The organism is Bradyrhizobium sp. F1.13.3, assembly GCF_040548265.1.
Classification (GTDB): domain Bacteria; phylum Pseudomonadota; class Alphaproteobacteria; order Rhizobiales; family Xanthobacteraceae; genus Bradyrhizobium.
In genome coordinates this window covers 165,506-185,641 of record NZ_JBEPRI010000007.1, presented here as the reverse complement: position 1 = coordinate 185,641, position 20,136 = coordinate 165,506, and the positions used below count along the sequence as shown (strand labels likewise).

At 62.2% G+C, this 20,136-nt stretch carries 21 protein-coding genes and 1 pseudogene; 19 read left to right on the top strand and 3 right to left on the bottom strand.

Going from position 1 to position 20,136, the window contains the following annotated elements:
• Nucleotides 1-157 precede the first annotated feature (157 nt).
• Complete coding sequence (gene gltA, locus ABIB66_RS20575) at nt 158-1,462, bottom strand: citrate synthase (RefSeq protein WP_018458093.1); 1,305 nt, start codon at nt 1,460-1,462, stop codon at nt 158-160.
• Nucleotides 1,463-1,655: 193 nt separating this feature from the next.
• Nucleotides 1,656-3,083 (bottom strand): glutamate--tRNA ligase, encoded by a 1,428-nt coding sequence (gene gltX / locus ABIB66_RS20570; protein ID WP_354209841.1) that lies wholly within the window; start codon nt 3,081-3,083, stop codon nt 1,656-1,658.
• A 156-nt stretch (nt 3,084-3,239) separates the two neighbouring features.
• On the opposite strand from gltX, the gene ABIB66_RS20565 reads away from it, so the two are divergent.
• The 19 genes and pseudogenes from ABIB66_RS20565 (at nt 3,240) to ABIB66_RS20475 (ending at nt 18,987) form a co-directional block, all read left to right on the top strand.
• Nucleotides 3,240-4,916 (top strand): glutamine--tRNA ligase/YqeY domain fusion protein, encoded by a 1,677-nt coding sequence (locus ABIB66_RS20565; RefSeq protein WP_354209840.1) that lies wholly within the window; start codon nt 3,240-3,242, stop codon nt 4,914-4,916.
• A 9-nt stretch (nt 4,917-4,925) separates the two neighbouring features.
• The gene (locus ABIB66_RS20560; RefSeq protein WP_354209839.1) at nt 4,926-5,312 is read left to right on the top strand and encodes a YybH family protein; all 387 of its coding nucleotides are present in this window, start codon (nt 4,926-4,928) and stop codon (nt 5,310-5,312) included.
• Nucleotides 5,313-5,396: 84 nt separating this feature from the next.
• The gene (locus ABIB66_RS20555; protein WP_275171255.1) at nt 5,397-5,630 is read left to right on the top strand and encodes a DUF2171 domain-containing protein; all 234 of its coding nucleotides are present in this window, start codon (nt 5,397-5,399) and stop codon (nt 5,628-5,630) included.
• A gap of 95 nt (nt 5,631-5,725) precedes the next feature.
• Nucleotides 5,726-6,640 (top strand): annotated as a pseudogene (locus ABIB66_RS20550) (ComEC/Rec2 family competence protein); the annotation flags it as partial.
• A gap of 161 nt (nt 6,641-6,801) precedes the next feature.
• Entirely contained in the window at nt 6,802-8,010 is a 1,209-nt protein-coding gene (locus ABIB66_RS20545) for a tyrosine-type recombinase/integrase (protein WP_354255419.1), read from the top strand.
• Entirely contained in the window at nt 8,007-8,471 is a 465-nt protein-coding gene (locus ABIB66_RS20540; RefSeq protein WP_354255416.1) for a hypothetical protein, read from the top strand. Before ABIB66_RS20545 ends, ABIB66_RS20540 begins: the two co-directional genes overlap by 4 nt.
• 75 nt (nt 8,472-8,546) lie before the next feature.
• Nucleotides 8,547-8,789 carry a helix-turn-helix transcriptional regulator gene (locus ABIB66_RS20535; RefSeq protein WP_354255413.1) on the top strand — a complete coding sequence of 81 codons (243 nt, stop codon included), beginning with the start codon at nt 8,547-8,549 and terminating at the stop codon, nt 8,787-8,789.
• Between the two features lie 2 nt (nt 8,790-8,791).
• Nucleotides 8,792-9,073: a transcriptional coactivator p15/PC4 family protein gene (locus tag ABIB66_RS20530; protein WP_354255519.1), complete on the top strand. Its 282-nt coding sequence runs from the start codon at nt 8,792-8,794 to the stop codon at nt 9,071-9,073.
• Complete coding sequence (locus tag ABIB66_RS20525) at nt 9,070-9,606, top strand: hypothetical protein (protein WP_354255410.1); 537 nt, start codon at nt 9,070-9,072, stop codon at nt 9,604-9,606. Before ABIB66_RS20530 ends, ABIB66_RS20525 begins: the two co-directional genes overlap by 4 nt.
• Nucleotides 9,606-10,856, top strand: coding sequence for an AAA family ATPase (locus tag ABIB66_RS20520; protein WP_354255408.1), 1,251 nt, complete (start codon nt 9,606-9,608; stop codon nt 10,854-10,856). The genes ABIB66_RS20525 and ABIB66_RS20520 overlap by 1 nt, the downstream gene beginning before the upstream one ends.
• Before the next feature lie 597 nt (nt 10,857-11,453).
• Entirely contained in the window at nt 11,454-12,200 is a 747-nt protein-coding gene (locus ABIB66_RS20515) for a hypothetical protein (RefSeq protein ID WP_354255405.1), read from the top strand.
• A gap of 150 nt (nt 12,201-12,350) precedes the next feature.
• Nucleotides 12,351-13,085, top strand: coding sequence for a hypothetical protein (locus tag ABIB66_RS20510; RefSeq protein WP_354255402.1), 735 nt, complete (start codon nt 12,351-12,353; stop codon nt 13,083-13,085).
• Nucleotides 13,082-13,558, top strand: coding sequence for a hypothetical protein (locus tag ABIB66_RS20505; protein WP_354255399.1), 477 nt, complete (start codon nt 13,082-13,084; stop codon nt 13,556-13,558). Before ABIB66_RS20510 ends, ABIB66_RS20505 begins: the two co-directional genes overlap by 4 nt.
• 1 nt (nt 13,559) lies before the next feature.
• Nucleotides 13,560-13,754 (top strand): hypothetical protein, encoded by a 195-nt coding sequence (locus tag ABIB66_RS20500; protein ID WP_354255396.1) that lies wholly within the window; start codon nt 13,560-13,562, stop codon nt 13,752-13,754.
• Between the two features lie 15 nt (nt 13,755-13,769).
• Nucleotides 13,770-13,991, top strand: a complete 222-nt coding sequence (locus ABIB66_RS20495) for a hypothetical protein (RefSeq protein WP_354255393.1) — start codon at nt 13,770-13,772, stop codon at nt 13,989-13,991.
• A 197-nt stretch (nt 13,992-14,188) separates the two neighbouring features.
• Entirely contained in the window at nt 14,189-15,973 is a 1,785-nt protein-coding gene (locus ABIB66_RS20490) for a hypothetical protein (protein ID WP_354255390.1), read from the top strand.
• A 316-nt stretch (nt 15,974-16,289) separates the two neighbouring features.
• The gene (locus tag ABIB66_RS20485) at nt 16,290-16,499 is read left to right on the top strand and encodes a hypothetical protein (protein WP_354255387.1); all 210 of its coding nucleotides are present in this window, start codon (nt 16,290-16,292) and stop codon (nt 16,497-16,499) included.
• A gap of 329 nt (nt 16,500-16,828) precedes the next feature.
• The gene (locus tag ABIB66_RS20480; protein WP_354255384.1) at nt 16,829-17,878 is read left to right on the top strand and encodes an acyltransferase family protein; all 1,050 of its coding nucleotides are present in this window, start codon (nt 16,829-16,831) and stop codon (nt 17,876-17,878) included.
• Nucleotides 17,879-18,360: 482 nt separating this feature from the next.
• Entirely contained in the window at nt 18,361-18,987 is a 627-nt protein-coding gene (locus tag ABIB66_RS20475) for a hypothetical protein (RefSeq protein WP_354255381.1), read from the top strand.
• 607 nt (nt 18,988-19,594) lie between these two features.
• Here the strand turns inward: ABIB66_RS20475 and ABIB66_RS20470 are convergent.
• Nucleotides 19,595-19,864: a hypothetical protein gene (locus ABIB66_RS20470; protein ID WP_354255378.1), complete on the bottom strand. Its 270-nt coding sequence runs from the start codon at nt 19,862-19,864 to the stop codon at nt 19,595-19,597.
• Nucleotides 19,865-20,136: the final 272 nt, after the last annotated feature.

The window sequence follows — 20,136 nt, the reverse complement described above, 5'->3', positions numbered from 1 at the left end:
GAGTAAGAATTTGCGCGCGAAGCGTTTCGGCGTCAAGCGCCGGCCGAGCCATTGCGCCGACTTGTTGTTGTGCGCGGCAGCACGATTGTGTCGGCGCAAAACAAAAACGGCGCCATCTGGAGATGGCGCCGCTTCGAAAGCCGTGATGGGGTCGATCTTACTTCCGGTTGTTGATCGCGACGTAATCGCGGCGGGTGACGCCGGTGTAGAGCTGGCGCGGACGGCCGATTTTCTGCTGCGGATCCTCGATCATCTCGCTCCACTGGCTGATCCAGCCGACGGTGCGGGCGACCGCGAACAGCACGGTGAACATCGAGACCGGGAAGCCCATCGCCTTCAGCGTGATGCCCGAATAGAAGTCGACATTCGGGTAGAGCTTGCGGTCGATGAAGTACTGGTCGCTGAGCGCGATCTTCTCGAGCTCGAGCGCCACCTTCAGCATCGGATCGTCACCATGGCCGGTCTCCTTGAGCACGGCGTGACACATCTTCTGCATGATCTTGGCGCGCGGATCGTAGTTCTTGTAGACGCGGTGACCGAAGCCCATCAGGCGGACTTCAGAGTTCTTGTCCTTCACCTTGGCGATGAACTCGGGGATCTTGTCGACCGAGCCGATCTCGGCGAGCATCGCGAGCGCTGCTTCGTTGGCGCCGCCATGCGCCGGGCCCCACAGGCAGGCGATGCCGGCGGCGATACAGGCGAACGGGTTGGCGCCGGAAGAGCCGGCGATACGCACCGTCGAGGTCGAGGCGTTCTGCTCGTGGTCGGCGTGCAGGATGAAGATCTTGTCCAGCGCGTCAGCCAGCACCGGATTGATCTTGTAGTCCTCGCACGGCACGGCGAAGCACATGTGCAGGAAATTCTCGGCGAACTTCAGCGAGTTTTTCGGATACACGAAGGGCTGGCCGACCGTGTACTTGTAGGCCATCGCAGCCAAGGTCGGGATCTTGGCGATCATGCGCATGGAGGCGATCATGCGCTGCTTCGGATCGTTGATGTCGGTACTGTCGTGATAGAACGCGGCGAGCGCGCCGACAGCCGCCACCATGATCGCCATCGGATGGGCGTCGCGGCGGAAGCCCTGGAAGAAGCGGGCCATCTGCTCGTGCACCATCGTGTGATGGATCACGCGGTCGTCGAAATCCTTCTTCTGCGCGGCGGTCGGAAGCTCCCCGAACAGCAGCAGATAGCAGGTCTCAAGGAAGTCGCCGTTCTCGGCGAGCTGCTCGATCGGATAGCCGCGGTATTCCAGCACGCCCGCGTCACCGTCGATATAGGTGATCTTGGACTGGCAGCTCGCGGTCGAGGTGAAGCCCGGGTCGTAGGTGAACAGGCCGGACTGGCCGTAGAGCTTGCCGATATCGATGACGTCGGGCCCGACGCTGCCGCTGTGGATCGGAAGATCGAAATTCTTGTTTCCGACCGTCAGTGTGGCGGTCTTATTGCTTGGTTTTGCGTCCATCAGAGGTCCCCGATGTATGGTGAAACGGGCCGGACCCGGAGGCCCCGATGAGATATCGCAGGGCAGGCCGGATGTTCCAGAAGGTACGGCTGAGATGGGTATATTATTGCTGTGTGCGCTGCAAGATGGCGCCACGCATGGTCGACTTACGTCGTAGCCAGGTCCTTGGGCCCGTCCTTGACCGGTCCTCGGCCTAGTCCCCGGCCTGATCTTTAAGCCGGCCCAGGCTTTCCTGGCGTCCCAGGACATCCAAAACCTCGAATATGCCGGGCGACGTCGTCCGTCCGGTCAGCGCCGCCCGCAGCGGCTGGGCGACCGCGCCGAGCTTGAGACTATTTTCCTCGGCAAAGGCGCGCAGCGCGGCTTCCGCATTGGCCGCGCTCCAAGTCTCGACTTTCTCCAGCGCGGAATGAAGTTGGCCGATCAGCTTGCGGTTCTCGGGCGTCAGCAGCGCTGCCGCCTTCGGATCAAGCTCCAGCGGCCGGTCGGCGAAGATGAAATAGGCGCCGTCGATCAGCTCGATCAGCGTCTTGGCGCGCTCCTTCAGGGCCGGCATGGCCTTCAGGAGCTGCGCGCGCGTGGTGTCGTTTAACTTGGCCTTAAGCTCGTCGCGGCTGGGCACGACGTGGTCCAGCACGTCATCGAACATCTTCACGAGTGATTGATCGTCGGCATTGCGGATGTAGTGGCCGTTGAGGTTTTCCAGCTTGGCGAAATCGAAGCGCGCTGCTGCGCGGCCGACGCTGGCGAGGTCGAACGCCGCGATCATCTCCTCCGTCGAGAAGATTTCCTGGTCGCCATGGCTCCAGCCGAGCCGGACGAGATAGTTGCGGAGCGCGGCCGGGAGGTATCCCATGGCGCGATAGGCATCGACGCCAAGCGCGCCGTGCCTCTTGGAGAGCTTCGAACCGTCGGGGCCATGGATCAGGGGGATGTGGGACATGCTCGGCAGCGTCCAGCCCATCGCGTCGTAGATCTGCTTTTGGCGGGCCGCGTTGATCAGATGGTCGTCGCCGCGGATGACATGGGTGACGCCCATGTCGTGATCGTCGACCACCACAGCGAGCATGTAGGTCGGGTTGCCATCGCCGCGCAGCAGGACGAGGTCGTCGAGATTCTCGTTCTGCCAGACCACGCGGCCCTGGACCTGGTCGTCGATCACGGTCTCGCCGGTTTGCGGCGCGCGCAGCCGGATGGTGGGCTTCACGTCGCTTGGCGCTGTCGCTGGGTCGCGGTCGCGCCACAGGCCGTCATAGAGGCGGGTGCGGCCTTCCGCGCGCGCCTTCTCGCGCATCGCGGTGAGCTCCTCGGCGGTGGCGTAGCAGCGATAGGCCTTGCCCTCGGCGAGCAGCTGCTCGGCCACCTCGCGGTGGCGGGCGGCGCGGCTGAACTGATAGATGACGTCGCCATCCCAGCCGAGCTCCAGCCATTTCAGGCCGTCGAGGATGGCGCCGATCGCCGCTTCCGTGGAGCGCTCCCGGTCGGTGTCCTCGATCCGGAGCAGCATCTTGCCGCCGTGCTTCTTCGCATAGAGCCAGTTGAACAGCGCCGTGCGCGCGCCCCCGATATGGAGGAAGCCGGTCGGCGAGGGAGCGAAGCGGGTGACGACGGGAGAGGTCATTCTTGGCAAGGCCTATGCATTGGAGGCGGTGGTATATAACAGGACCGCTGCATAACTAAAGCCCGGCAGCGGACGGCGTAAGGCCTTGCTTAAGCCCTTGGCTCAGCGTCCCGAATTTGGCAGAAGGGCCGCTGATTTCCCTACAGGATTTTCGTAATGACAGAACCGGTGGCGACTGAGGTTGGGCGCGATTTCATTCGTGACATCATCCAGGCCGACCTCGATCAGGCCAAATACAAGGAGATCGTGACCCGGTTCCCGCCGGAGCCGAACGGCTATCTCCATATCGGCCACGCCAAGTCGATTGCGCTCAATTTCGGCATCGCCCAGGAGTTTCCGGGCCGCTGCCATCTGCGCTTCGACGACACCAACCCGGTCAAGGAAGAGCAGGAATATATCGATTCCATCCAGGCCGACGTGCGCTGGCTCGGCTTCGACTGGGGCAAGAACCTGTTCTTTGCCTCGGACTATTTCGACCGCCTCTACGAATGGGCGGAGCAGCTGATCCGCGACGGGCTCGCCTATGTCGACGACCAGACCCAGGAAGAGATCCGCGCCTCACGTGGCACGCTGACGGAGCCCGGCAGGAACTCGCCGTTCCGCGATCGCACCGTGGATGAAAACCTCGACCTGTTCCGTCGCATGAAGGCGGGCGAATTCCCGAACGGCGCGCGCGTGCTGCGGGCCAAGATCGACATGAGTGCGGGCAACATCAATCTGCGCGATCCCGTGCTGTACCGCATCCTGCATGCGCACCATCCGCGCACCGGGACCAAGTGGAGCATTTATCCGAGCTACGATTATGCGCACGGCCAGTCGGACGCCATCGAAGGCATCACGCACTCGATCTGCACGCTGGAGTTCGAGGATCACCGGCCGCTCTATGACTGGTTCATCGAGAAGCTGCCGGTGCCGTCGAAGCCGCACCAGTACGAATTCGCGCGGCTGAATTTGACCTACACGCTGCTGTCGAAGCGCGTGCTGACCCAGCTCGTCCGCGAGGGCCATGTCGCTGGCTGGGACGATCCGCGCATGCCGACGATGGCTGGGATGCGCCGCCGCGGCGTGCCGCCGGCCGCCCTTCGCGAGTTCGTCAAGCGCATCGGCGTGGCGAAAGCCAACAGCGTCGTCGACGTCGGCATGCTCGAGTTCTGCATCCGCGAGGAGCTGAACCGCACGTCGCAGCGGCGGATGGCGGTGCTGAAGCCGCTCAAGGTCGTGATCGAGAACTATCCGGAAGGGCAGACCGAGGAGCTCGAGGCGATCAACCATCCGGACGATCCCAGCGCCGGCACCCGCAAGATCACGTTCGGCCGTGAGCTCTATATCGAGCAGGACGACTTCATGGAGAACCCGCCGAAAAAGTTCTTCCGTCTGTCGCCGGGCAACGAGGTGCGGCTGCGCTACGCCTATTTCGTCAAATGCACCGGTGTGATCAAGAACGATGCCGGCGAAGTGGTGGAGCTGCGTTGCACCTATGATCCCGCGACCAAGGGCGGCAACGCGCCCGACGGCCGCAAGGTCAAGGCCACTATGCACTGGCTGTCGGCAGCAACATCCGTGCCCGCGGAAATCCGCATCTACAACCAGCTGTTTGCCACCCCGAGCCCGGACGCCTCGAACTTCGCCGCCGACCTCAATCCGCAGTCGCTGGAAATTCTCGCTGATGCCCGGATCGAAGCGTCGGTGGCCGAGAGCAATTCGACCGAGCCGATGCAGTTCGAGCGCCAGGGCTATTTCGTGCGCGACAAGGACTCGACGCCCGGCAGACCGGTATTCTCCAGGACCATCGGTCTGCGCGACACGTTCGCGAAGGAAGTTGCCAAAGGCTGAGGAACCACAATGAGCGACGAAGCCGACGCCATCGTTTCCGCCATGATCGCGAAGTGGCGCGCCGGCTTCGCCACGCTCGACGCCGCGGCCCTCTCGTCTCTGTATTCGAAGAATGCCTTCTTCTTCGGCTCCAATCCGAAGCTCTATCGCGGCAGAGATGGCGTCGCCGACTATTTCAACGGCCTGCCGCGCTGGCGCCAGCCAGCTGCGGTGTTTTCCGAGGTGAAGGCGGCGCAGGCAGGTCCTGACCTCATCAACATGGGCGCAACCATCTCGTTCGACCTCGCCGGCGAGCGCCCCGATCTCGTGGTCAAGATGAGCTGGGTCATCGTTCGCGAGGACGGCGACTGGAAGATCGTCAATCACCATGCTTCGTCGCAGGCGCCGCTGATCTGACCAGCGGGCACACGACTTCGTCATTCCCGTGAGAGAACGAACCTGCACCTCGCGCGTTGGGGTGGGCCCAACAAGGAACCCACCATGCAAAACATCGCAGAGCATATGGAAGTCATCGGCGCCGACGGCGTTCACGTCGGCACCGTCGACAAGGTCGAAGGCAATCGTATCAAGCTGACCAAGAAGGACAGCGGCGAGGGCAGCCACAAGGGCCATCACCACTTCATCGATAAGGGCCTCGTCGCCGAAGTCGAGGGCAACAAGGTTCGGCTGTCGGCCAAGGCCGATGTCGCCGTGACGATGGAAGAGGAAAAGTAGCGGTAGCGCCCTTTCGTTCCTGATCCGTACCGCTATCCGTCCGCCTGCACGTTCCGGTAGCTTCTGACTTCGTTGCGTATCATCGAGTGCAGGGAATGGCGGAGCCGGGCCGGCCGGTACGGTCGCAGGGGATCGCGGGGACGTGGCCCGCGGGCCGCGCCGCGTCCGCGGGCGGCCTCGCGCCTGCAGGCTTCGACTTCTTCTGGACATCGCTGGTTGAGACCTTGCGCGCGTGGCTACGCGCCGAGGCTGGCGCCGGGCGGCTGTTGCCGTGGGTGCCCGTCGCGTTTGGCTGCGGCATCGCGCTTTATTTCTCTGCTGATCACGAGCCGGTGCTGTGGGTCGTTGCAACGACCGCCATTGCGCTCCTGCTTGGCGCGGCTCTATTGCGGCGGAGCCGGCTGTTCGCCCCGGCCATCATGATCGCGGCGGTCGCGACCGGCTTTGCCGTCGCGACCTGGAAGACGGCGCGCATCGCCCACCCGGTGCTGGCTAAGACGCTCTATTCGGTGTCGTTGTCGGGCTTCGTCGAAGCCCGCGACATCCGCGAGCGCACCGATCGTTTCGTGCTGCGCGTCACCGCGATGGAGGCGCAGCGGAGCGACGTCAGGCTCGAGCGCGTGCGCCTGTCGGTCCGCAAGGGCACCGCGCCGGAGGTCGGCAGCTTCGTTCAGCTGAAGGCACGGCTGATGCCGCCGCTCGCGCCGGTACGGCCCGGCAGCTACGACTTTTCGCGAGACATGTTTTTCCAGGGCATTGGCGCCTCCGGCTTCGCGATGGGCGCCATCACGGTGGCGGCGCCGCCTGAGGCCGCCGGCTTGCGGCTGCGTTACGCGGCCTTCATGCAAGGCCTGCGCGATGCGATCGATGCCCGCATCCGGGCGACGCTCGACGGCGACAACCGGGCGATCGCGACCGCGCTGCTCACCGGGCGGCGCGATGCGATCACCTCGCCCGTCAACGACGCGATGTTCATCTCCGGCCTCGGCCACGTGCTTTCGATCTCCGGTTAACAGATAGCCTGCGCTCTCAGTAGCTCTCAGTAGCTATCAAAATCCACAGTTTTCAATGGGTTACGGGCAAAGGCACGTGACAGAACCGATCACTAGTGTTCTCTAGTAGTCATTGGTTTGCATCCCCCGTGCTTCCCAAAAAGGAAGGACTGCTTCCCATGCTCAAGATTTCCGACGATCGCATCCGCTTCACAGACGCTTACGTGCGCCGGCTCAGCCTGCCAGCCGGCAAGGCCGACCACATCGCGTGGGACCCGGACCTGCCAAGCTTTGGCGTGCGGCTCCGGCCCGGTAAGGCGTCCTACGTGGTCCAGTACCGCGTCGGGATCGAGCAGCGCCGCAAAAGCCTTGGCGACGTTCGCAAGGTCACCCTGGAGGACGCCCGCGGCATCGCCCGGAAGCGCTTTGCCCAGATCGAGCTCGGCATCGACCCCGACGCGGAGGAGGAGAAGCGCCGGGTCGACCAAGCGTCTGACGCCCTGACGTTCGAGAAAGCTGTGGAATTGTACCTGGAGGCCCAGAAGCCCCGGGTCAGGCCAAACACCTACATCGCCGAGGAGCGCTATCTGCGGCGGCACTGCCAGCCTATCCAACGGAAGCCGGTCAGCAAGGTCAGCTTCGAGGAGATCGCCACCCTCCTGCGCGCCCTGGTGCGGGACCATGGGCCGACATCATCTGCGCGGGCGAGGGGCGCGCTCCTGGCTTTCTTCTCGTGGTGCATGCGCCAAGGGTTGGCCAAGGCCAATCCGGTGATCGGGACGGAGAACCCGATCCGCGGGAAGGAGCCTCGAGACCGGGTTCTGACCGACGGGGAGATCCGCATCATCTGGCGGAACTGTCTCGAAGATGACTTCGGAAAAATTGTCCGGCTTCTGCTGCTGACCGCCTGCCGTCGTGACGAAATCGGCGGCCTGCGTTGGGACGAACTCGACCTCGCCGGCGCCAAGCTTTTGCTGCCAAGGGAGAGAACCAAGGCCAAGCGCCCGCACGAGCTCCCGTTAACGCCGACCGCGCTTGAGATCGTCCAATCAATCCGGCGGCGGAACAGCCGCGAAACGCTGTTCGGAGGTGGCGCAAGCGGATTCAATGCCTGGTCCTACAACACGCTCGCACTCACCGCGCGCATCACCGCGGCCGAAGGCAAGGCCTTGGCGCCTTGGCGGCTGCACGATCTTCGCCGGACGGTCCGCACTCGAATGGGAAAGCTTGGCGTTTTGCCGCACGTCGCCGAGCTGGTGCTCAACCATGCGGGCCACAAGTCTGGCATCGGCGGCGTGTACGATCACCACGATTACGGCCCCGAGATCGCCGACGCGCTTCAGAAGTGGGAGGCGCACCTGCTTGCGATCGTGGGCGCGGCCAAATGAAGCCGCTTCAACACAAGCCCCCGGGACTGTCACCGCAGGATGTTGTTCACGAGCTACTGCAGAGTTGCGCTTTTGAGGAAGCGGGGCACGTTCCGAGCGCGGCCTACAAGGCTGCCTATTATCTGTTCCGGGATATCACTGAGCGTATTGGTGTCGAGGAGGCGCGCGCGATCTTCATGCACTACGCCGAGCCACCCAGCGCGGAGGCGCGAAAGCAATGGCGGCATAAGGGCCTGCTTTGGCGATTTGATCAGATGGCCAAGTCGAATGTTCGGCAATTCGCAAAGATGATTGCCGCCGAGAACGCTAAACTCCCCCGCGAGGCCAGGCACGGCCCGTGGGGCACAGACGCTAGTAATCTCGAAAAGCTAATGCGCCGCTTGATAGCTGCGCGCAAGCGAAGTGCGAAGGCGGACATTCCAAAACCTAAAATGTCCAGGACAAAACCCAAAAGCAAATAGGGATTATCGCGGCCGTCGCGACGCAGCTACCGATTGCTCCTGACACTCAATTCAATTCGTTTCAGGAGAATGACAGTGAGCGACCGCCCCGAAGTGACTGCGCGAGCCGTACTCCATCAGGCCGGCATCGATGACGACCGCATGCTGACGTTCGACGAGTGGTGCTGTCTCAACGGCATTTCGCAGGCCACGGGATATCGATTGATTGCGAGCGGAAAGGGCCCAGCATTCGTTCAGTTGTCAACTCGTCGTAAGGGCGTCACGGTCGCCGAGAACCGCCGCTGGCAGGCGTCGCGCCTGATTGAGACGGCGGCTTGATCATGGGCACCCGCAAGCCCGAATTGATCGAGCCCGTCGTTGTCGACCGCTTCTTCCCGAGCCGCGACCGAAAGAACGTGATCACCACAACGTTGCAGACGTTCAAGGGGCACACGCTCGTTGATCTGAGGAAGCACGTCCACGACAAGGAAGGGAAGATCCATCCGACAGCCAAAGGCATCACCATGAAGGTGACGCGCTTGTCGGATTTGCAAAATGCGATCAACAAGGCGCTAGCCAAAGCGCAGGAGCTCGGCCTCCTCGACGGAGGCGAGACCGAATGAACGCGCCTGCAAAAATCCTCGATGGACAAGCGCTGGAAGACGCAATCTGGCTGCTCGAAACGCGCGCTCTCATCCGCGCCTTTCTCGAATACGAGCACCAGTACGAACATCTCGCCGACGCGATCGATCCGCTCCAGCAGTTTGCCGAGGACGCGGGGCTAGTCGCTGCTTGCGGGCAGGACGAAGTACAGCGGTTGATTGCGGCGCCTTTCGTTCGCTTCCGCGACATCGTGGCTGCGGGGGTGAATGCCGAGTTGCCTGATGCCGCGCGGGACCTGCCGTCCGACTATGCGTCGCAGCTCGTGATGCAGTGGGAATTGGACGACGAACGCGACCGCTGGCGCTGGACGGGTGAATTGCCGCCAGTGCCGACCTCAAACGGGAGGAAGGCTGCGACCTACAAGCCGGCGCACTCAACCGTGTGGGCATTCGAGTACGTGCTTGGCCTCGGCGATCCCGAACGGCTCGCGGCTTGGCTCCTCAATCATACCGACGACGCCGCATTGCTGCTCGAGACGGTGGAGGCCGCATAATGCTCACCGCCGCAAATAGGGCGATGGCCCTCCAGGTTTTCGAGGATCTTGGCTTCAGGGGTGAAGCCGCATCAAACGACGAGGCGCCACCCGTGGATTCCTTCGAAGCTTTCGGTGGTGGTGAGCCGACGGAGCGGGGGCCGGAGCCGGAAGAGCCACCGGTTGACGCGCGCAGGCCTACCTATGCTGCGATTACAACGGTGGGCTCTCTGGCACTTATCAGTCCCTCGGCCTGGCGCGGGGTCGCGCTGCTGCGCATGCGCTGGCTCGCCACAAGCCGGATCCCTGCGAGTGACGCCACGATCCTCTCTGGCGACGGCGGCGGCGGCAAGACAACCGTGGCGCTGCAACTTGCCGTTTCCGTCGCCTGTGGCCTCGGTGACTGGCTCGGCACCACTGTGGAGGCTGGGCCCGTGATCTTTTTCAGCGCCGAAGAGCCGGACCACGAAATGCGTCGTCGGCTGGTGCGCGTCGCCGAGAAGCGCGGCCTCAATCCGGACGAGATCGAGGGGCTGCACTTCCACTTCGCCAGCCCGGAACGTTGCCTGCTTGCTGTGTCACGGCCCGACGGGGGCATGGTCCCCACGCCATTGTTCGAGGCGCTGACGACTGCTGCAACACAAATCCGGCCGGCCTTGATCGTGGTCGACAGCATCGCCGCGACGTTCGGCGGCAACCAAAACGACCGCGTCAGCGCTCGCACCTTTGTCAGCCTTTTTCGGCGGCTCGCCCAGGACCTCGATTGCTCGGTGCTGCTCCTCGATCATCCAAGCTTGTCTGGCATCACCAGCGGCACCGGCCGCGGCGGCAGCATGGATTGGCAGAACGCGACCCGGGCGCGCCTGCATCTCGAGACTGTGCAGGGGGACGACGGCAGCAGCGGCCGCGTGCTCGAGGTGAAGAAATCGAACTACGGGCCGACCGGCGAGAAGGTGAAACTGCAGTGGGAGGATGGCTGCTTCGTCATGGAGGGCACCGCCAGCGCTCCGCACCAGGCCGCCGGCAACGCCGTCGCCGAGCAGCGCTACCTCGAATGCCTCGACGCACTTACGACGCAGGGCCGTCACGTCTGTCCCGGCAAGGGCCGCGGCTTCGCACCTAAGGAGTTCGCCGAGATGCCACAGGCCGATGGGATGACCGCGCGCGCCTTCCAGGCAGCCCAGGAGCGCCTGTTCGCCGCCGGCCTCATTGAGGCCGTCCCCTACGGCCCGCCGTCCCGCGGGACCAAACGCATCGCGCGAAGGGCCTGATCATGCCTGCGATCACCCTGCGATCCACCCATTTCACCCTGCGATCATGCTGTGATCACCGTACCGATCACCCTGCGGTCCGGCTTCGATCATCTGCGATCACCCTGTGTTCAATCCCCCCGTACCCCTGGGCGGATCGCAGCCCCGCCTTGGGCCGGTGGGCCCGTCGGTCCGGCGACCCGAAAAAGGGAAGGGAGGCAGGAGTGGGGAAAGCACCTCGTTGTCGGCATGCATGCCGTAACGCAGAGGTTGGTGTCGGCCGAGGCTGCATTATGCGCTCGCCTAGTCGCTCGGTTACGCCGTTACGGACACGACCATTACCAGGTCGAGCGCTTCCCATGCGCTTCCCGATCCCGCATGACGCACCGCGGTTGTTCGCCAACGCCTTGATTGCGCAGCGCAAGCGCGACAGCCGTCCGCTTTGTCCCAATCATGTGGCGTCGATCGCGAAGGGGTTTTCGCGCGCGCTCTCTCATGAACTTCAACACTCTTGGAAGCAGACGCGCGCGCGAGTTAGCCGGCCGATCGTCTGTCAGATCCCCATGGCTGAGCCAAATCAAATCCAGGATCGAGGGGGTGGGGGGAAATCTCACGCGCGTGTCCCAATTTTATGTCCCGCAAATCTTTCGCGCGAATTTTCCGGAAATTCGGGGGCGCCCTCTCCGAAAGCTTTTGTCCACAACTGCCTTCACTCGCACACGCAGGTCCCCTGCGATGAGTGAGCAGCTAGACCTTCTCGAAGAGATCGACGAGCAGACCACGTTCTCGACAAACGTCGGAAGCCACCAGAAAAAGCGCTGGCGCGCCGGGTGCCTCAGTGTGTCCCCGCAGTTCGAGCGTGCGAAGGTCGCCCGTGCGGCGCCGGATGACGGGACGCCCGAAGCACCTCCGGCGGCAGCGAGCGAGCCAGAGGCAGCCCCAGAGCCGCCCAGCGTGCCTGCGGCGGTGCCCCGGATCATCACCACCCGCGAAGAGCTGGTCGACATGCTCCGCCGGCGGCGCGACGAGCTCGGTCTGACGCATCAGACAATCGACGGCATAGCCGGCCTACAGGATGGCTACACCAGCAAGCTGCTCGCGCCAAAGCCGATCAAGAACCTGGGGCCCATGTCGCTGGAAGCGATGCTCGGCGCGCTGGCCTTGGGCATCGTACGGATCGAGTTTGTGGAAGATCCGGAGCTCGCGACGCGGATGCGCTCGCGCTGGACTAGGCGCACTCGTCCCAAGTTTCGGACGAAGCGCACACGCGGTGCGTTGCTAGCCGATTGTCCTCAGCAGACAGTGACGGCCACAACGGAGGACAACAATGTCGAAACCACACCTGAGTTTCCGACCGAAGGCTGAGCTCGCCGACGCAATCCGCGCCGCGGCTTCTGAGGAGCGCCGGCCCGTGTCGCAGTTTCTGGCAAACCTGATCGAGGACGCGCTCGCGGCGAAGACCGCTCCATGCGGGCAGTCGACGCAGGCATCACAAGCAGCGTAGGTGCGGGGATCATGACCATGTTCCGGAAGAAGCCAGCCGAGGAGGCAGCGGAGCACCCGTTGCCCCATGTCGAAACGCCAACCCGGCGCGCGCCGGCCGTCCAGGAGAAGCTGGATTGCGCCTTGGGGGCGCTGGCAGAGCTCGAGGAGCAGGTAGCCGAGTTCGCACTCGACGCTGCCGAGCGGAAGCAGGGCGCGGCCGACAAGCTGGCGGGACACCGGTCCAAGATCGAGGCCGCCCGAACGGCCGTGGCAGAGCTGCAATCGGCTTTGCGACTGGCACTGCGACAGGATGCCGAGGCCGAACTCGCCCAGCAGGCGGCCGCGCGTGATCAGCAATTGCGCGAGTTCGCGGCGACCGCAGAGGAGTGGACCCGCGTCGGCGTCGAGCTCGCTGGGTTGCTGGAGAAGGCGGCCAAGCTGCGCGTCAACCTCGGGACGCTGGCGGAGGACATGCAGCACAAATTTCCCACCGGCGTCGTTCCGCACCCGGTCGACTTCAAGTCGGTCGACATCATGGTCGGTGGCATCGCCAACCCGATCGCGGTCGATGCCTTGCTGGCGGGCGAGATGTTCAAGCACGGTCTGCCGAACGCATTTCTGCCCGGCGCGCGACCACCCCACGCATCGCTGGCATACGACCAGCCGAGCATTGAACCTGCACCGGTCGCCTTCCGGCGAGCCGCGGCCTATTTCGTCGGCCTTCTGCGCGACGCGCTCAAATCTCACACGTCGGAGGCAGCATGACTGATCAGATCCAGGCACCGGCGACGGCGGCGGAAGCGCGCGCGCAGATCGATGCGCTGACCACCAACGCAGATTTCGGGTCAAAGCTCCTATCCGGTGACGTCGCAGCGACGCAGCAGTGGAATGACTTGCATAGCGTGCTGGGAAAGGGCGGTGACGAGATCGAGAACGCCATGAACGGCGTGGTCCTCGGCGCCGATATGATCCCGGATGGCGACTCCAAGCGGCTTGCTGAGGGCGCCTCATGGATGCGAACTCTGGGCCTTTCTGATGGCGTGGTGCGTGAAGCGCTGGAAGGCGCCGGCGTGAGCAAGGAAGAGTATCGCGCGGTCAGTGATTGGCGGACCCGACAGATGAATGATCCGTCGTTTACGAAGCGTTTTCTCTCGAATGACGCTGAGGCCGTTCGACTGATGACGACGGCAAACGTGGTGATCGCGGGCGGCATCAAGGGCGAAAAGAAGGGGTTTTGATATGATTGGATATGAGATTGACGTGGTCAATCCGAAGACCAATGAGGAGCGGCAAATTACCGTGTCTGTCACGCCCGAGGAACGCGCGCGGGCGAAGTGTAGCAGCGACTGGATGCGCGTGATCCAGGAACTTGCGCGACCGCTGATCCCGGCCGGCTTCCTGCCGATCGGCAATCGCGTCCGCATGCTTCAGTGAACAGGGGGACAGACCATGGCTGATCATTTCATTGCAATCGCGCGCGGCGTCCAAGGGACGAAGCAGAACGATTTCGTTACGGGCACGTCCTCCAGTGCTGCGTCCGGCATCGAGCTGCGCATTCTCGATGGCGCGGGCTGGACGAAAAAGGACGCCGCCCTTGCGCTCAAGGCTTTCGAGCGCTTCATCGAAACGGCCCCTTGGGTCGCGTCCGCAGGTGTCGACGTGAAATTGTGAGCTCCAGGGCACGCTTGATCGCCTTTCATCCAGGCTTGGTGGTTCGCCTGGGGAGACTGAACCACCGCTAATTTGTGTACCGCGTAGACGCCCCGCGAAAGCGACAAGGCAGAAAGGAGAAGGCGGCCCCCCGATGAGGATAAGGCCGAAGTTGAGACGCTCGCCGGCAGCGGCCGCGTCAATTTTGGCCCCTCATCATGATCGCCCCGTACCTGAAGAGGCTCGCGCCGCTCTTCGCGCTGCTCGCCTATCTACCTTCGCTTTCCATTGCCCAGACTTACCCCACCGTTCCGTCCGGCACCGTGATCGGGCGGACCCAGATCGGAACGGGCCCGGCGCAGGCGATCCCTTTCTCGACGCTGATCGCCCTGATGCTGCAATCCAGCCTCACGATCCCGACCATCAATACGAGCACGGTGATCTACACGGGCGCGACCAGCGGCCAAGCCACGGTCAGCGCCCAGGCGATAGCCGGCACGCCAAGCATCAAATGGCCGACCACGTCTGGCACCGTGCCGAGCACCGCGACATCGCCGATCCTGCTGGACGCCGTCACCGGCGAAATCAGCTGCCCGACCTGCGCGACCAGCACCGCTGCGGCATCACCAATCGTGGCCTCGCGCGCGCTGGCGCAGACGCTCAACTTGTCATCGTTCGCCGGACTAGTGACGGTAGGCTACGCCGCCGCCGGTGATGGAGGCGGTGCCACGTTCAAGAACGTCGGCACCGCGGCATTCCTGGACTCGTTCGTCTCCGGCGGTTCACTCACCGCCGCTGGTTCAGCGTATACGAACGGCACCTATCGCGGCGTCTATCTTACCGGCGGTACAGGCAGGGGCATCCAGGCCAACATCACCGTGGCCGGTGGTGTCGTCATAACGGTGACGCTCGTCGGTAACGGCGGCAACGGGTACACGGTCGGCAACGTTCTCTCGGCCACGGCGGCGAGCGTCGGTGGAACCGGCAGCGGCTTCACTTGGACGGTCTCCACCGTCAGCACGCCAACCGGCAGTTTCACCGATTCCGTAGGCACGCACTTTCAGATCGTGGCTGACGCGGGCAACACCGTCAATGTGCGCCAGTTCGGCGCGAAGGTGGATTACACCGTCACAGCGGGTGACGCTGGATCGACCAACGACACGGTCACGATTCAAAATGCTCTCAATTTTTGCGCTCTGATCCTGCCGCCAACCGTAGACGCCTATGGGCTAGCGGGAACGACTTGTCTTCTGCCGCGCGGCTATGCGCTGGTGAGCGCGCTGACTATCCCGTTCGGTGTCAGGCTTCAAGGCAAGGGAGCCTATAGTTCTGGCTTAAAAATGGCTGGTGTTTTGAGTGACGGTTCGTCATGGATATCCATGTGTGACCCTAACATCCAGCTAGCTTGTTTCGGAGCCTTCATCAGCGACATGACGCTGATACATAACGGCAGTGGAAGTGCTGCTGGATCAACTGCGCTGATCTATAGCAACGCGATCCAGCAAATGAACTTCCTCGAGCGCGTGCAAATGTTCGGGGGCACCAGAAGCTGTATTTTTCTAGAGCATGGGTATGGTGGCGCGGCACAGGTCGGAATGTCCGACTTCGATTGCGTAATTAATGGCACCACCAATGCCGGAATTAAGATCGACCTCGGAGGATCGCAAACCCTAGTCAACATCCAAAGAGGCAATGTTCAGGCTGGCGGTGCCGGCGTAACGAACAGCGGCATCTTCATAGCAGGCGGCTTCGTTGAAGCCACCACCATGCATTTTGAAGGGGTTTCGACCGGAATTCTCCTGAATGTTGCAGTAAATAGCGGAGTAAGCGGCTTTCACAACCTCTCAGGCGGAGCGCATTGCACGAACCTCATTTTGCGACAGGGCGGATCAGCCGCGAACGTAAATGTTGCAGGCCGCCTAAATCCAAATGGATGCACGAACACGCTGAACAACGCCGGCGCGGCGACGACCGGCCTTGTTATCGCCGACACGGTCTTCTGAGACGACGCGAAGTGAATCCTTAAGGAGCGGCGATGGCTGAGCACAGTGAAGCGGCGGGACCGTGGGATGACTACGCCGGTGTGCCGACGACGGGGGTTGATCCGACAGCCGGGCCGAGTGATGCTCATCGCCAATGGAACCATCCGAGTCCTTGGCTGCGGCCGGGCCATTTGGCATTGACTTGAGCCCGAAGATGATCGAGCCCACGAGCTAAGCGCCAGGACATTGCTTTCTCCACAGAAAAAGCCGCCACAAGGCGGCTGTTGATCTGTTAAATCCTGTGCTAAATACTGCCCGTTTTGCGGGCAGGTTGAGCATGTCTGACGAGGCTAACCGGACGGATCAGGACTGGCGCGAGCAGCTCCGCGTTTTCGTCATAGTCTGGGGGGTCGTGTTCTCCTTCGCTGCGTTTCTAAAGCTCGGGGCCTTCGCGTATTTCACAAACAACGATCTCAAGAAGGCAGAGACTGGCGCTGCTTATTGGCAGAAACTGGCGAACGACTGTCAGCAGAGGACTCATCAATGAAGCTTCTTCCATTTAGAAAACCGGACCAGAAAAAGCCGGAACGCAAGCCGATCAAAGAACCGCGTGAGCCGAATTTCACGCCAGAGCCGCTAGACCCAACCAACCACCCGGACTGAACCTATGGTCGTCTTCTTGAATGTGATTGGCGGCTTGTTTTTATTGGCCGGCGGGATTGCGCTAAAGATTAGCAAGGAGTGCTGGAACGCTGTCGATCGCCGGAAGGCGCGTGCCGATGTCAAAATTCAAAACCGTTCCCACCGACGTTAGACGCCGACGCGACTTGCGCTGCCTAGCTTCAAGACACCGCAATGTCGTATGGCGGTCTACCCATGCTCATCCTTGACCGCAGCAAAAACGACACTTCGGTGGTCCTAGACCTCCTGCGCGCCTCGGCTGCACAGATTGTCTGCATTGGCCACGCCCTTAACTTCGCTGCGCTCGGCAAATCAACGCAGCTTCCGACCTTTGGCGTTTTGTTGTTCTTCCTGATCTCGGGATTTTTGATCGCCTACACATTGGCGACCAAATCACAGCGTCAAAGCTACGGCATCCTTGAGTACGGGATCGAACGCTTCGCCAGAATCTACACGCCATACCTTCCAGCGATTTTTCTGATCGCCCTCATAGAGTTTGTCATGCGCTCCAGCGGCTATTCGCTCGGAGGCGGCGCACACGATGCTTGGACGCTGTTCGGGTCGCTCATCATGAGGCAAAACATGCCCGGATGGCCTCATGTCTCCGACTACGGGACCGCTGGCCAAATGACCTCGGTGGCCGCTGAATTCCACATCTATTACTTTGTTGGCGGCCTGTTCTTCATACTCAAGGGCCGGAATGTCATCCTGTCCACTCTTGCGGCCGTGATCTTCGCCTCGGTCCCGCTGGCGTACTTTCTCAACATCCCAGGCAGCGACCGATCTCTTTTCGTGATGTGGCTGATCGGTTTTTCCGTCTGTTACGTCGTCTCTTCGATCACAATCGACCGGCGCCTCGCGGCGCTATCCTTGGTCGGCTTTGCCTGGTGCTCCTACCAATGGGCCACAAACAGAGGATCTAACGATTATGACCTGGCAAACTATCCGATGCTCGGACTTTCGTTCCTCTTCCTAATGATCCTGACGCAGTACACCAAAGGCATTCCGGAACTAGCCACGAAGATAATCAGCTTTTTTGCCGATTACTCCTACTCTCTGTTCCTGGTCCATCTGACGCTGATCCGCATGATGTTCGCATTAATGCCGCCGAGCGGATTATTTGACGTGCTTCTTGTCGTGGCGGTCACAAACCTTGCGGCCTACGTTTTTTACCTGATTTTCGAACGTCACTACCATCGTGTCGCCAGACTGCTAAAAAGGTCAGCGCGCGCGGGATATCAGTAGCGGCAAGTTCTCCGAAGAATGTGCCGGCTACTAGGCATGCCCCCGCTATCGCGAGCCAAAGCGCGACTTTGAGGGGCGCTCATCCTTTTGATTTCTTGGAGGCATGGAGCTTCGCTCGGCCAATAGCAGTTCACAGGTGATTGGAGCCATCAGAGCGCTGCCTCCGTGGAGGGCAATGCCCGGGGCGAACAGGCGCGCGCCGCGGCGCCCCGAAAGGGATAGACAAAATTCACCAAATCATGGTGGGATGGCTGTGGGTTTGATCACCCTGACCAGAGCTAGGCCGCATTCCCTTGGTCAAGGAAGCACTCGTTTGGCGACGAGCGATCGCGGCCGAATGAACGGACGCGCTTGGCGGCGCGGCTCCGATCGGCCATTTATGGCCGGGGGCGAGCGTGCTGTCCAGCGGGAAACCGTAAAAGCGTCTCGACCAGTCGCTCTGGCTGGTGATCAACCCCCGGCTGCCTGGTCTGACACCGGGCATGGCTTTGATCGGCCAAACCCAGAGCACCACTACCATGAAACCTACCCTAGAACGGCCAGCGGACTCCGCTGGTGAGCTTTGCCGTCCGACGGGCTGCAACGTCATCCAGTTGTCCGCCCGCCGTCCATCACGCGCGCTGCCTCCTGGCAACGTGGCCGAAGTCGAACTGACGCCGTGGGACAAGCGACGGCAATTGCGCTGGGAGCAAGAGCCGCCGCAGACCGAGACCGCCAGAAACGTTCGTTTGCGCCATCAACGCCGGGATGCTTGGTACGCAGCCGAGGCGCGCACCCGGTATTGGTCTGCCCGGATGAAGCTGCACAGCGCGATCGAGAGCGCAAGCCATTGGGGAGCCTTTCCAAAAGGTGCGCTGGAAGAGGAGCACGACCACGATAAGGATGATTGGATGTTGTTGGTCCGGCTCTTCAGGTCGGCGCTTGCGAAACAGCTTCTTACCCCCGCTTGGCGAATGGCCGACGTTGCATGGAAACGAAAGGCGCTGAAGGCAAGGGAGCACAGATACACCGACCTCACGGACGAGCAAATTGAGACGGCGATCCAGCAGGACGAGGAGTTTTTGACCGCCCATCCAAGGCGCCGGGTCCGCGAGGAGCCCGGAGCATGAAGCTCCGGCGCAGCATCCACCGAAAGCGCGACCGGCAGCGCCCGAGACGCACCGCCGACGATTGAAGCGGTAACGAGAACAGGCCCGCCGGTTCACGCTGGCGGGCCTACCCCTCAGTAGCGCTCATAGTACCTTGGCGCGTATCCATGTCGCTGATGTCGGTAATATCCGTCACCGTATGGGACGTAACGAGGTCTCGCGTAGGCGCCGGGGGCGTGATAGTCGTTCGGATAGCAGCGACCGTCCGAATAGTTGAAGTCATAGCCATGTGGACATCCGCCGGCTCTTCCCCGGAACTGGACTTGTTGAACCTGAGCATCCTGGGCCGGCGCGGCCGTCACTGGCCCAAAGCCAGCCAGCGCTAGTACCGCAGCTTGAATAAGCACCATTTTCTCTCCCTCTTGTCGATCTGTAACGAAAAGCGGGGAAGCGAGTTCCCGCAGCAGCGCTTATAGTGCATTGAGGCACAATGGCTATTGAACGCCGCATTCACTTGCGGTTCACCCGTTCACGCTGCGGGTACCAGTGTACTCGCCCGCATCAAGCAATGTCACGAGCTCACGGCCGTCTGGCAGGACGATCGGCTCGTCAAACGCGGCGGACCAGGTCATGCCTTCGCCAGCGAGTCCTCGCCAGAAGTCAGCAGCCGCACATAGGTCCCGCTTTCGTGCAGCTCGAGCCAGCCGTTTTCAACAGCGCACCTTATGCCGGCGCCGAACTCCGCGCCGCTTGCCTTGAGCTTGTAGAGGAACGGGTAGTTGATCTTCTCAATGTGGATGCGGCCGTCATGGACCGGCTCGATGCTGGCGGCGAGCTCGAGCAGCTTGCGGGCTGCCGCTTGTGGATCGGCAAACGGGCGTTCGGTGACGTGCTTCATCGGTGGAATCAAAACCTCAAGCCCATGCTTGGCCTGACTTGCCCGCGACTGTCATGCCAGTTCGGGACGATATGCACAGATCCTGCGGCGCCACAGGCTGAGCAGACCAGGCGCAAGCCGACGCGCGACCACGGCGGATCTTTTGGGAGCGTGTCGAGCCGCACGTCGACCCTGCGATCGCAGCGGCCGTTCAGGCATTGGATGTTGCAAGTCACATGCCCGTCAGCCACCCATTCCGCGGGGCTGCGGGGCGGATATTGACCGGCCCATTT